At 71.3% G+C, this 13047-nt stretch carries 9 protein-coding genes and 1 riboswitch; of the genes, 6 read left to right on the top strand and 3 right to left on the bottom strand.

The window, feature by feature from the left end:
• Nucleotides 1-120 precede the first annotated feature (120 nt).
• Together AC3A5R_RS19465 and AC3A5R_RS19460 are read left to right on the top strand one after the other, a co-directional pair.
• Nucleotides 121-2937 (top strand): bifunctional glycosyltransferase/CDP-glycerol:glycerophosphate glycerophosphotransferase, encoded by a 2817-nt coding sequence (locus tag AC3A5R_RS19465; RefSeq protein WP_487622424.1) that lies wholly within the window; start codon nt 121-123, stop codon nt 2935-2937.
• On the top strand, nt 2934-4055 hold the full coding sequence (locus AC3A5R_RS19460) for a glycosyltransferase (protein ID WP_487622423.1): 1122 nt from the start codon (nt 2934-2936) through the stop codon (nt 4053-4055). The genes AC3A5R_RS19465 and AC3A5R_RS19460 overlap by 4 nt, the downstream gene beginning before the upstream one ends.
• A gap of 23 nt (nt 4056-4078) precedes the next feature.
• Here AC3A5R_RS19460 and AC3A5R_RS19455 read toward each other — a convergent pair whose 3' ends face one another.
• On the bottom strand, nt 4079-5317 hold the full coding sequence (locus AC3A5R_RS19455; protein ID WP_487622422.1) for an acyltransferase family protein: 1239 nt from the start codon (nt 5315-5317) through the stop codon (nt 4079-4081).
• A gap of 138 nt (nt 5318-5455) precedes the next feature.
• Between AC3A5R_RS19455 and AC3A5R_RS19450 the strand changes: the two genes are divergently transcribed.
• A complete protein-coding gene (locus tag AC3A5R_RS19450; protein WP_487622421.1) occupies nt 5456-7090 on the top strand; it encodes a hypothetical protein in 1635 nt (544 codons plus the stop codon).
• A gap of 120 nt (nt 7091-7210) precedes the next feature.
• Nucleotides 7211-9223 (top strand): DUF6541 family protein, encoded by a 2013-nt coding sequence (locus AC3A5R_RS19445; protein WP_487622420.1) that lies wholly within the window; start codon nt 7211-7213, stop codon nt 9221-9223.
• Nucleotides 9224-9236: 13 nt separating this feature from the next.
• On the opposite strand, the gene AC3A5R_RS19440 is transcribed toward AC3A5R_RS19445, so the two are convergent.
• The gene (locus tag AC3A5R_RS19440) at nt 9237-10217 is read right to left on the bottom strand and encodes a glycosyltransferase family 2 protein (protein WP_487622419.1); all 981 of its coding nucleotides are present in this window, start codon (nt 10215-10217) and stop codon (nt 9237-9239) included.
• A 414-nt stretch (nt 10218-10631) separates the two neighbouring features.
• Between AC3A5R_RS19440 and AC3A5R_RS19435 the strand changes: the two genes are divergently transcribed.
• Nucleotides 10632-11114 (top strand): MarR family winged helix-turn-helix transcriptional regulator, encoded by a 483-nt coding sequence (locus AC3A5R_RS19435; protein WP_487622418.1) that lies wholly within the window; start codon nt 10632-10634, stop codon nt 11112-11114.
• A 75-nt stretch (nt 11115-11189) separates the two neighbouring features.
• On the opposite strand, the gene AC3A5R_RS19430 is transcribed toward AC3A5R_RS19435, so the two are convergent.
• Nucleotides 11190-11810, bottom strand: coding sequence for a C40 family peptidase (locus AC3A5R_RS19430; RefSeq protein ID WP_487622417.1), 621 nt, complete (start codon nt 11808-11810; stop codon nt 11190-11192).
• Between the two features lie 3 nt (nt 11811-11813).
• Nucleotides 11814-11952: riboswitch (cyclic di-AMP (ydaO/yuaA leader) on the bottom strand.
• Nucleotides 11953-12184: 232 nt separating this feature from the next.
• Here AC3A5R_RS19430 and AC3A5R_RS19425 point away from each other — a divergent pair.
• Nucleotides 12185-13024, top strand: coding sequence for a TylF/MycF/NovP-related O-methyltransferase (locus AC3A5R_RS19425; RefSeq protein WP_487622416.1), 840 nt, complete (start codon nt 12185-12187; stop codon nt 13022-13024).
• Nucleotides 13025-13047 lie beyond the last annotated feature (23 nt).

Here is a 13047-nt window from a genome sequence, read left to right as displayed (position 1 = left end):
GGGGCCGGTCAATGGTACGAGGGACGACGGGGCCTCGGCGACGGGCACGTCATTCGGCCGCCGCGGGATAGCAGACTACGGTGAAAGGCACTAGTTCCCGACCCCCGAGGAGACGCCCCGGTGACGCAACTCACGTCGACGCCGGATGTGAGCGTGGTCGTCATCGTCTACAACGACGCCAAGCGACTGCCGACCGCCGTCCGTTCCGTGCTCCGACAGACCCTGCGCCATGTCGAGGTCGTCATCGCCGATGACGCCTCCACCGACTCCACACCGCAGGTGGCTGCTCAGCTCCAGGCCGAGGACCCGCGGGTCCGCTACGTGCGGCTCCCCACCAACTCCGGCGGCTGCGGTCGCCCCCGCAACGTCGGCAGGGAGCACGCTCAGGGCCGGTACCTCATGTTCCTCGACAGCGACGACCGTCTCGAGCGGCACGCCTGCAAGAACCTGCTGGAGGCTCTCGAGGACAACGAGGCCGACTTCTCGATGGGTCTGGTCAGGCGCGAGTACATGGGCACCGGACGCCAGACCCTCTGGTACCCGCGCCTGTTCGAGGAGCGGCGCGTCGTCGGCGGACTGGCCGAGTGCCCGGAGCTGGTCGAGGACGTGCTGTCGGTCAACAAGCTGTACCGACGCTCCTTCCTCGACGAGCACGGCCTCGACTTCCCCGAGGACGTGCACTACGAGGACCAGCTCTTCTCGTTCAAGGCCTACCACCGGGCCCGACGCATCGCCGTCATCCCCGAGAACGTGTACCTCTGGCGCATCTTCCCGCCGGCCAAGACCCGCTCCATCACCCAGCAGCGCCACCAGATCGACAACTTCCGCCACCGGCTCGAGGTACACCGACGCCTCGATGACTACATCGCCGAGCACGGCACGCCGGACCTCCAGCGCATCAAGGACATCAAGTTCCTCAAGAACGACATGCGCCTCTACCTCGCCGACGTCATCGACGGCGACGGAACGGTCACGGCGCAGATTCTCGAAGAGGGTGAGCCCTACCTGCGTGCGATTCCCCGTGACCGGTACGAGTCCCTCGACACGGCGTTGCGGGCCGCCTGCGGCATGGCGATGCGTCGTGACCTCGTGGGCCTGCGACAGGTGATGCTGCTCGACCGACGCAACGTCTTCGCGGCACGGCTGAGCACGCACGATGGCACGACGTACCTCAGCAACACCGAGCTCGAGCCCGGGCCCGACCCGCGCTACCCCGAAGACGCCGTCGAGAACGCCTTCCTGGTGGCGGACACCGCGCCGTACGCCGGTGCTCCCGTGGGCACGTTCCACCTGTTGCACGAGGTCATGGCGACCTCGCGCCACGGCCGAGCGCTCACGCTCCGGGGACGCACCTTCGACGCCTTGCACAAGCTCACGGGCGCGGAGGGCGACTGGGAGCTCTCCCTCGAGGCGAAGATCCTCGGCGAGGACGCCCCTCGCTGGACCTCGGCGGTGACCATCGAGACCCAGGGTCCGGACTGCGTGCACTGGAATGCGTGCGTGCCCGCGGGCCACGAGATGTTCGAGGTCGCGGGCTCGGTGGAATGGGAGCTGGGCGTGGCACTGCGCGTGCGCGACCAGGTGATCCACTCGTCCCTGCTGTGGCACCCGGGCGTCGAGCCGGTCTCGCTCCCGCTGCCGGTGGTCGCCTCGGCCGGACTCGGTCAGACCGCGACGATCGGCCCCCGGCAGGGCGGGACGACCGTCGTGGCCGTCACGTCGGCCCCGGGCGTGCGCCGGAAGATCGCCAACCGCCTCAGCAAACGGGTCCTGCCCGTCGTGCACGAACGGGTCACGCCGCGAATCGAGGCCGCCAGGACGGCGGCTGTCAGGCGCGCCTATGCCGCGATGCGCCGACTGCCGCTCGACCCCCGACTCGTCGTCTTCGAGGCCAACATGGGGACGGTCTTCGGCGACAGCCCCAAGTACGTGTACGAGCAGATGCGACGGGTGCGCCCCGACCTCAAGGCGGTCTGGGTGCTGCCCCAGGGGCATCGGCCGCCACACCCCGACGTGACGGTCGTCGAGCGGGGCAGCGCCGCCTACCTCCGGGCCCTGGCCCGCGCGACCTACTGGGTCGACAACCAGACCTTCCCGGGATACGTGCGCAAGCGCCCGGGGCAGCGTTACCTCCAGACGTGGCACGGGATTCCGTTGAAGAAGATGGGCCACGACGAGCCGGGCAAACCGCCGCCCCCGCAGCAGCCGGACCGCGGGGTCGGCGCGTGGGACGAGCTCGTCGTGCCCAACTCGTACTTCGAGGAGACGTTCGTCGCGGCCTACCGCTACACCCGGGGGCAGGTGCGTTACGGCACACCGCGCAACGACCCACTCGTGGACGGGTCCCTGACCAGGGCCGAGGCCCGCCGGCGGCTCGACCTGCCTCAGGACGCGCGGGTCATCCTCTACGCCCCCACCTTCCGGCAGGACAACCGCAACCAGCGCGTCGCGGTCCGTCCACCGTTCGATGTCGGCGCACTGTTCGAGGCCTTCGACGACAACACCTACCTGCTGTTGAGACCGCACTACCTCAACCGGATCCACGTGCCCGCGGCCGCCCGGCACCGGACCCTCGACGCCTCCGACGTGGAGGACGTCAACGTGCTGTACGTGGCCGCCGACGTCCTCGTCACCGACTACTCCTCGGTGATGTTCGACTTCGCGCTCCTGCGCAAGCCGATCATCTTCTACGCCTACGACTACGCGCAGTACCTCGCCACGCGCGGCACCTACTTCGACCTCGTCGAGGAGGCGCCCGGACGCTTCGTGTCGACGACCGAGGACCTCGCCGCGGCCCTCGCGTCCGCCGACACCGACCTCGAGCTCTACGCCGACAAGTACGAGCACTTCCTCGAGCGCTTCTGTGGCGTCGAGGACGGAACGGCGTCGGCGCGCGCGCTGGCTCGACTTCTGGACTCCACAGGGGAAGCACCGTGAAACCACCCGTCCTCATTCTCGCCAACCACATCGACGGCCTCGGCGGCGTCGAGCGGGTGGCCCACGGGCTCGCCTCGGGCTTGGCCCAGCGTGGCTACGACGTCGCGCTGCGCGGCATCCGGCCCACGGCGGGACCGTCAGCGACGATGACGCTGTCGGGCTACTCGACCGGGTTCATGTCCGGCAGGGCGGAGCGACCGGACGGGGAGCGACCTCACCCGCCCCTCGTGCGCAGGGCCATGCGCAAGGAGGCTGTCGACAACCTCCGCACCACCGTGGCCCGGTACCACGGCGGGATCATCGTCTGCATGCAGGTGTACTCCATGGAGCACCTGGCCGAGGTCGGGCTCGACACCCTCATCACGGACGACATCCGCATCATCGGGCAGTATCACTGGTCCTACGAGGGCGCACGTTCCAACACCGACTTCGACCGGCTGAGCAAGACCTACCGCCGGATCGACAAGTTCCTGCTGCTCACCGAGACCGACGCCGAGGCCTTTCGGCGCCACAACTTCAACAACACCGGCGCCATGCCGAACCCGCTCTGGATGGAGCCGGCCGAGCCGCCGACGCAACGTCCCAAGCGCGTCGTGGCACTGTCCCGCTATGACGAGGTCAAGCAGCTGGACCACGCCCTCCGGGCCTGGGCCCAGGTCTGCGCCGACTTTCCCGGCTGGTCCTTCGAGCTCTACGGCGAGGGCCCCGAGCGCGGACGGCTGCAGACCCTCATCGACCAGCTCGGCATCGGCTCGAGCGCCCGGCTGATGGGCTCCACCGACGATGTCAGGGGCGTCCTTCTCGGCTCGCGCCTGTCGATGCTGTCGTCCCTCTTCGAAGGCTTGCCGATGGTGCTGGCCGAGTCCCTGGCGTGTGGAGTCCCTGCCGTGGCCTACGACTGCGCCCCGGGGGTCTCCGACATCGTCACCGACGGCGTCGACGGCCGGCTGGTCCTGCAGAACCATGTCGCGGGGCTCGCCGCGGCGCTGCGCGAGCTCATGGCCGACGAGGCACTCGTGGGGCGGATGGCCACCGCCGGCATCCGCTCCACGCAACGCTACGCCCGTGACCGGGTCATCGACCGGTGGGAGGACCTCATCCAGCGCACCCTGCGGTAGCAGGACCCATCGGTCGGTCCCGGTCAGCGCAGCCGGGTGGCCGCCTCCTCGGCCGCGGCGTCGATCTGGGACTCGACGCGGTCCGAGCGCGGGGGCGTGCGGGAGAAGAGATTCCTGAGCCGACGCTCCGCAGGGTGCTCGATGAGGTAGTAGCAGATCGCCGCGAGTGCGGTGGCCACCAGGCCCATCCCGATGAGGTCGAAGAGGTTCGCGTTGCTCGCCGGTCGCGGGCCGAAGGCCATCGTGGCCAGCCGCAGCGGGAAGTAGTGCACGAGGTAGAACGCGAACGACCAAGCTCCCAGCAGCACCATCGGCTTGCTGGCGAGCCACGACCGGCGCCCGCTCAGGTCGCGCTTGGCTGCCACTCCGAGCACCCACGCGAAGAGCAACGGCGCGACGACCTGGTCGAGGTAGGCGACCCCGTCGGCCCAGACGGTGGGCAGGTACGGGCGGAGGTTGAAGTACACGAGCATCCAGGCTCCGAGCAGGAGCGCGACGGTCAGTGTCGAGCCCCGCAAGACCGTCCCGCGACGCAGGAGCAGCGCCAGGACGATGCCGAGGACGAACTCCCAGATTCGGAACACCGGCGTGCGCAGCGACCACGACGACAGGTACGAGGTCATCGTGAGGTCGGCGTAGACCCGCCACCCCAGGGCGAGCAGCACGAGCCCGCCGACGACCAGCACGAGCTTGCGTCGCCGCAGTGGTGCGAGCGCAGCCACGATGAGCGGGAAGCAGAGGTAGAAGAAGGCCTCGCACGACAAGGTCCACGAGACCCCGTTGCCCGGGAACATCGGCGACAGGTGCGGGATCCAGGCCTGGACCAGGAAGATGCTCGTCAGGTACGGGCCGAGCTCGAAGGTCTGGCGCGTGATCGGCTCGTAGTAGACCCAGATCGCCACGATGCTCGTGGCCAGGTGCAGGGGCAGGATGCGCGCGACCCGCCGCCAGTAGAAGCGTCCGGCGGACTGGCCGGGCTTCCACATCCACGTGAGGACGAAGCCGGACAGGACGAAGAAGAAGGCGACGCCGTGCGCCCCGTACGTGCTCTGCGGATAGATGGCCGGAACCCGACCGTAGCCACCGGCCCCGGACCCGACGAAGTGCGTGACGAAGACCGCGAACGCGGCGAAGAAGCGCAGCCCGGTCAGCGAGTCGAGGCGGGTCGCCGAAGGCAGTGGAGGCACCTCAGTGCTGGGCGTGCGGGCCGTGGCGGGGTCAGAGCCTCCGCGGTGCGGCGCGCGGGCGCGCACTTCGGTCATGCGTGGATCTCCGATCCTTGGGGGTCGACGTGACTCGCACGCGGCGGGAGCACGATCAACCATCGTAACCAGATCGCGACCGGCACGCCTTCCGGCCCAGGTCAGGGGCGGCGAGCGATCCATGTCACTCTTGCACCCATGTCGAACGAGTCCCGCGACGACCTGCCGCGTCGCGCCGAGGCCGTCACAGGGCGGGCGATCCTCGTCCTGCTCGGCGTCGTGCTGGTTCTCACGGTCGTGCTCGTGCTGGTCCGCCCGCACGATGCGAACGTGGACTACCTCCAGTGGTGGGTCGTCGCGAGCCTCGTGGCCAGCGTGGCCGGCGCGCTCGGGGTCACCCTCCTCGCGCGACGCCCTTCGGGTCCGACACGGCGGACGTCCGGGACGGCGACGCGGCGTGGACGCATGGTCTGGGTCGCTGCCGTGGCGACGAGCGTGCTCGGCGGCGCGGTGGCGGTGCTGGGGGCGCTCCCGCTGCGATACACCTACGGCTGGGATGCGGGGGTGGTCACGGGCTTCTCGCGGCAGCTCTCGTCCGACGGGACGCTGACCGCATACGCCCAGGACTATCTGTCTCGCTACCCGAACAACGTCCCGCTCGTCGCCATGATGAACGTGGCCCGGGTGCTGGGCGGACCCGCTGACGCCGGCATGTACGTGACGTACATGGTGGCGAACGGGGTCTGCCTCGCGGTCGTGCTGCTCACCGTGTTCGCGCTCGTGCGCTCCCTGCGCGGCACGGCCGCGGCCTTCGTCGCCCAAGCCGTCACCTTCCTCCTCGTGGGCGGCTCGCCGTGGATGGCGGTGCCGTACACCGACTTCCCGGCCATGCCCTTCGTCACCGGTTCCGTGGCCCTGGCCGTCGCCGGGACCCGGGCCGGGAGTCCACGCTCACGCGTCGGCGCGTTCGGGGCGGCCTTCGCGTTGGCCGGGATCGCCTACGTCATCAAGAGCACGCCCGCCACGCTCGCGGTCGCGTTCGTGCTGGTTCTCCTGGTCATGGCCCTCGGACGCTCGTGGCAGGGACTGGCGCGTGCCGCGGCGGGATGCCTGGCCGGGATGGCGGTCTTCGCCGTGACCGTCGTCGGTGGACAAGCGACTGCCGACGCGACGGCGCACGTGTCGCGCACCGCTCTCACCGAAGGTCGCACGGCTCCGGTCGCGTGGTGGCTGGCCAACGGGCTGACGACGACGAAGAGCATCTCGGGCCGGCCGTACTACGGCGCCTACAACCCGCAGATGGTCAGGGACTCCATGCACCTGGACGGCGCTCCTCTGCAGGCCTGGTCCCAGCGACGCCTCACGCAGCAGCTCGACGCCATGGGGCCGGCAGGGGTCATCGCCTTCGAGGTGCGCAAACAGGCCTTCAACTGGGGCGACAGCATGTTCTTCGCCTGGGGCGAGGGGTACGACTTCCAGGCACGTCGCCTGCTCGAGCACGGCACCGTCGCGGCGGCGATCCAGTCGTTCCAGCACCCGTCCGGGCAGTGGTACCGCCTTCGCGCGTCGTTGACCAACGGCCTGTGGCTCGGCCTGTTGCTGTGGGCAGGGGCGGGCCTGGTGAGGGCGCGATACCGGCGTGAGGTCCTGGTGCTCGCCCTGACGGTGCTCGGCATCGCCGCCTTCATGCTGCTCTTCCAGGGACGCTCTCGCTACGTGTTCGCCTACGTCCCGGTGTTCATCGCTCTGGCCGCCGTGATGGATCCCACGAGGCCGTGGACCGCCCCGCGGCTGCGACGCTCGAGCGTCACCGAGGCCCGTCCCGGAGCCTGACTACACTGACTGCCGCGACACGCGGCGGAAGGCTGCGGTCCTGACCGGGCCCTCCGGTCCTGCCCCCGAGAAAGCTGGAGAGCCTTGCTGATCCCAGGCACGACGTCGTGGTTGGAAGCCGTGCCGGCATTCCTCGTCGCCACCCTGCTGCTCTTCCTCCCGGGCGTGGTGGCTGCCCTGCTGCTCGGCCTGCGCACCGTCGCGTCGCTCGCGGTGGGCCCCCTGCTGTCGACCTCCTGCCTCGGGGTCACGGGAATCGTGGCGCCCTGGGTGGGGCTGCGGTGGGGCGCGCTGCCCCTCACCCTCGGCGTCGTGCTCATGTGGCTGGTGGCCGCCGGTGTGGGCGCCTGGCACCGACGGCGCAGCACGCCGGCGCCCAGGGACGTGGCGAGCCCTCCCGGTGTCTGGGCGTGGCTCGGCCGGAGACCCGCCAGGGCCACGGCGCCGCGGCCTCGCGCGCTGTGGGCCACGCACGGCGTCACGCTCAGCGTGCTGGCCGGAACGGCGGTGGCCTTCGTCGTCTTCCTCTGGTCCATGCTGCCCGAGGTGCGTTCACCCGAGCTGTTCCCCCAGCACCCGGACACGATCTTCCACCTGGCGGCTCCGCAGTGGATGATCGAGCACGGCACCATCTCGTCGCTGTCGGCCGGCAAGTTCAACGTCGACACCTGGACCGGGTTCTACCCGGCGGCCATGTACGGGTTCACCGCGACGATCTCGATGTTCACCGGTGTCTCGGTCACGGTCGCGACGTCCGTCTGGGTCGTCGTCGTGGCGGCTCTGGTGTGGCCGCTCGGTGTCGCGGGTCTGGCCCTGAGCCTCTTCGGCCGACGCGTCCCCGTCGCGCTGGTCGCTCCGGTGGCCAGCGTCTCCTTCACGGGTTTCCCCTACTTCCTCATGGGCTTCGGTGTGCTCTGGCCCAACCTGTTCGGCGGTGCGTTGCTTCCGGGCGCCACCCTGGCCCTCGTGTCCGTCCTCGGCAGCCGCGGGCGTCCGCCCTACGTCGTCGCGGCGCGTCCGGTGGCCGCGGTCATCCTCGTCGCCGCCCTCCCGGGCCTGGTCATGGCTCACCCCAACGCCTTCGTCAGCTTCTGCCTCTTCGCGCTCCTGTGCGTGGCCGGACGGGCCGTCGCGACGGCCTGGGCCCTTCGGACGAGCCGGCCGCGCCGCGCACTGGGGATCGCCCTGGGGACGGGCCTCGGACTGGCACTGGCCGTCGCGGCCACCATCGTCGTGCGGCGCCCGTCGATGTTCGCGACCGGAGCCGCCGGACCGGAGGCCAGCGCGGGGAAGGCCTGGTACGCCGTCCTCGCCTTCGCGCCCCGCTCGACGAAGCCACTCATCCTGCTCGCCCTCGTCGTCCTGGTCGGCATCGTCGTCGTCCTCCGGCGTCACCGCGGGGCCCGCTGGGTGGTCGCTGCGTTCGCCGTCCTCACGGCGCTGTTCTGGCTCAACGTCGCCGTCGACGCGACCTGGACCCGGTACCTCACGTGGCCCTGGTACAACAACGCCGTCCGGCTGCAGGCCGTGGCCGTCCTGCCCGCCGCCCTGCTCGCCACCGCGGGCTTCGTCGCGGTGTCGGACGTGCTCGTCCGGACGTTCCGGGCCCCTGTCGCGCGGGTCGCTGCTCCGGTCGCCGTGGCGGGCCTGTTCCTGGCCGCGACGGGTGGTGGCTACGTGGCTGCCCACCAGAACATCCTGCACCGCTACTTCCACCCGAAGACGGCCGACTCGTGGGCCAGCCAGAAGGAGCTGCGCGCCCTGCGCGCGCTCTCCGCGCAGATCCCGGCCGACGCCGTGGTGGCCGCCAACCCGTGGAACGGCCCCACGTACCTCTACGTCGTGTCCGGACGCCAGCTCCTCGTGCCGACCGAGAAGACGAACTTCGCGGGAGACCGCCGGCTGCTGTCCAAGCACCTCGACAGCGTCGGGACCGACCGTGCAGTGTGCGCGGCCGCGCAACGGCAGCACGTCGAGTGGGCCATCACCGGTGGTCAGCCCTTCTCCTGGGGGCGACCGTCCGTCCTGGCGCAGTTCACCGGTGTCGACCACGTCGCCAGCTCGCCGGCATGGCAGAAGGTCGCCGCGGTCGACCCGTACACCCTGTACAAGCGCGTCGCCTGCGCCGGTTGACGACCGGCGGGCCTCACCGGGTGAGGCGCCGCGGGCTCGTCAGGAACCCGATGCCCCACGCCCAGTGCATCGTCGCGAGCACGACGGGCAGGGCTGCACGGGTGCGGGGGGACTCGCCGCGGGAGATGGCCAGGCCGCCCGCCGTGACGCCGGCGGCGTAGGCGGCCGGCACGACCCAGGCCGGGGTCCAGAAGAAGCCCACGACGACCGCCGCTGTCGTGACGCCGACCATCGTCGGCGGGGCGAGGTAGCGGTGGTTGATCGTGCCCTCGTGGTGGCGGGCGACGACGCGCCGCCAGCGTCCGTAGTGGAAGTACTGCTTCGCGAGGGCGGAGACCGAGGCGCGTGGCCGGTAGGTGACCTTCAGCTCGGGGGTGAACCACACGCGTCCGCCCGTCTCGCGGATCCGGTGGTTCATCTCCCAGTCCTGGGCTCGGGAGAAGTGGGGGTCGTAGCCGCCGACCCGCTCGAGGGCCGTTCGCCGGAAGACGCCGAGGTAGACGGTGTCGGCCTCGCCGGCCTCGCCGCCGGTGTGGAAGCGGGAGGCCCCGACGCCGAGGGGGCTGCGCATCGCGCAGGCGACGGCGCGCTCGAAGTCGGTCGTGCCGCGGGCGTCCATGATGCCGCCGACGTTGTCGGCACCGACCCGCTGGAGCTCGGACACGGCGCGCGAGACGTAGTCGTCGGGGATCTCGGCGTGCCCGTCGACGCGGACGATGACCTCGCCGCTCGACGCGCCGATCGCGGCGTTGAGGCCCTCGGGGGTGCGCCCGCTCGGGTTGCGCACGAGCCGTACCCGGGGGTCCTCGGCGGCGAGCGCGTCGGCGACCTCGTCGGTGCGGTCGGTCGAGGGGCCGAGGGCGAGGACGACCTCGATGGGGCCGCGGTAGTCCTGCGTGAGGATCATGGCCACCGCGTCGCGCAGGTGCCGCTCCTCGTTGAGCAGCGGCATGATGACGCTGACCGGCGGGGTCAGCTGCGTCGACGCGTCCACGCTGGCGGGTCCTTGTCCTCTGGTCGTCGTGCCGGAGGGTGGTCCCGGCGCTCGGGCGGCGCCCGCGTCCCCCGTCACGAGCGGCGCCCAGACTACTTGAGGACCGCCGGGTCCTCGACCGCGGTGAGGGCGAGGGGCGCACGGTGATGCCCGAGGCGGGGCGCCGCCCTCGCGAGGTGAGGCGGCGCCCGCCACCTCGGGCCCCCGGTGACGTGCCGCAGCGCCGCGGACACGAAGCACGCTGCTCGACCTCGCGTCCAGGGGTGACGCGGACCGCGGCCACGGCCCAGGTGCCCCCGGCGCTGCACGACCCACGATAGGACGAATTCACGCGATCATCAAGCAGTTCGACCATCGCGTCACTTGTCGGTCCACCTGATCGATCATCGAGCCGTCTCTGGCTAGGTTGTCCCCATGACGCCGACCCGTTCGCAGGACCGCGCCTCGGCCACCGCCGCGCTGCGCGAGCTGATCCTCGCGGGCGAGCACTACCGTCTCGCCGCGGCCGCGCACCTCGACCTCACCGTCAACGAGAGCCGGGCCGTCAGCTACCTGCTGGCGCGCGGCTCCCTCGGCCAGACCGAGCTGGCCCAGGCTCTGGGTCTGACGACGAGCTCGACGACAACCCTCGTCGACCGGCTCGAGCGACGCGGGCTCATCGAGCGGGTGCCCGACCAGGTCGACCGGCGTCGCAGCACCGTGCGGATCCCCGAGGCCGGGATGGAGCAGGTCGGGCAGGTGCGCGACTGGATGCCACACACCTTCGACGCCCTCGACCCGGCGACGCTCCCGCAGGTGACCGAGGTGCTCACGACGATCGCGGATGCCCTGCGCAGCGTCGCCGCCGAGATCCACGCCGCCGAACCGAGCGCGCGCGGGACGCGCCGACGGCACTGACGCCCCGCCGACGCGTCGGGCTCACCGGACGCGTCGGGCCCACCGGACGCGTCGGGCCCACCGGACGCGTCGGGCTCAGCGGACGCGTCCGGCGACCCAGCCGGTCGTCCAGATGCGGACCAGCTCGACGCGCTTGCCCGGCTTCGGGGCGTGCCACACCCTGCCCGAGCCGGCGTAGATGCCGACGTGGTAGGCCCTCCCGGAACGCATGAAGAAGATGAGGTCGCCCGGGCGCACCCCCGAGCGGGAGACGCGCGTCGTGTCGAGACGCTGGGCGTTCGCGGTCCGCGGCAGGTCCTGGGCGAGGCGGGCGTCGTAGACGTAGTGCACGAGCCCGGAGCAGTCGAACGCCGACGGGCCGGCGGCACCCCACCGGTAGGGCTTGCCCTTCTGCGCGGCCGCGACACGCACGGCCCGCGTCCCGAGCGGGACCGCGACCGCCGAGGCGAGCGACAGACGCACGTCGACGCGGTCCCGGTCCTGTGCGGCGTCGGCGGCACTCGCCCACGTCGCGGTGTCACCGGCCCGGGCCACGATGCCGACGTGGGTCGGCGGCACCGTCGACAGTCCGGCGACGGCACCGACGGTACCGACGGCCAGCAGCGGGGCGAGCAGCAGACCGGCACCCGGGCGGAACCGGCGCGACCGGCGCAACCAGCAGGACCGGCGTGCACGGGTGTGTGCGAAAGCGGGCATGGCGAATTCCCTTCCCACGCCTGCGAGGTGAGCTGTCGGGTTCGGGCGGAAGATGCCCGGCCGCGCATGGCGGCTTCACCCCAAGCCCGGCGCATGGCCGGACGCGAGTGGGTCCCCCGTTCCTGTCCGGTGAGGTATGAAGGCGCGCCCCCGGCGGACAGGACTCGGCGGACCGGAGCGCCGCCCCGGCGTCGTACCGGGGCGTCATGTCACCCGGTCCGGGATCGTGGCCCGCGCAACGTGGCGGGCCCGCCGGCCGGGTTCCGAACCAGAGTAGGTCGGGGTGCCCGCCCTGTCCGCGTTTTGGAGAACGCGGACAGATCGCCCATCCGGCCAACCAGGAAATGCCAGGGTCCGCTGGTACGTTCGCCCCCATGACGTGGCGAGACGCCGTGAACGGCGGCCTGTCCCGGTTCACCGGGTACGAACTGCGAAAGGCGCGCGACGGCCGCGCGGTCGGGCGTACGTCCGTGGGGCCGACGAAGCCGGCAGGCCCGGCCGCGACGCCGCCTGCGGAGCCCGCGGCCCCCAGGCTCCAGCTACCGCGCGACTTCGACGACGCCGCGCAGGAGACCATCCGCGCCGTGAAGCCGTGGACGATGACCTCTCCCGAGAAGCTCAACGCCCTGATCCTGTCGGTCCGCCACATCGTCAAGCACGACATCCCCGGCGACATCGTGGAATGCGGCGTGTGGCGGGGCGGCAGCATGCAGGCGGCGGCCCGGACCCTCATCGAAGCGGGCGACACGAGCCGGCACCTCTACCTGTTCGACACGTTCGAGGGGATGTCCGAGCCCACCGAGAAGGACCGCCGACGCCATGACGGTGCGTCGGCAGCCGACCTGCTCAACACCGCGCCCCGGCAGTCGGGCGTGTGGGCCGTCGCGACCCTGGATGACGTGCAGACCGGGATGGCGACGGTCGGCTACCCCGAGGAGCGCGTGCACTACGTGCAGGGCATGGTCGAGCAGACCGTGCCGGACTCGGCCCCCGAGCAGATCTCGATCCTGCGCCTCGACACCGACTGGTACGAGTCGACCAAGCACGAGCTGGAACACCTCTACTCGCGACTCTCGCCCGGCGGTGTCCTGCTGCTCGACGACTACGGCTGGTGGGAGGGTGCCCGGACCGCGGTCGACGAGTGGCTGGAGGAGACCCACGAACGCCTCCTCCTGCTGCGCATGGCGGAGGGACGCGTCGCCGTCAAGCCGTAGCAGCTCGGCACGCCGGCGCGCCC

It is taken from the genome of Intrasporangium sp. Soil_C_50 (genome assembly GCF_057656595.1).
Note: the sequence above shows the minus strand (reverse complement) of the source record. Positions and strands in the feature narration are given on the sequence as shown.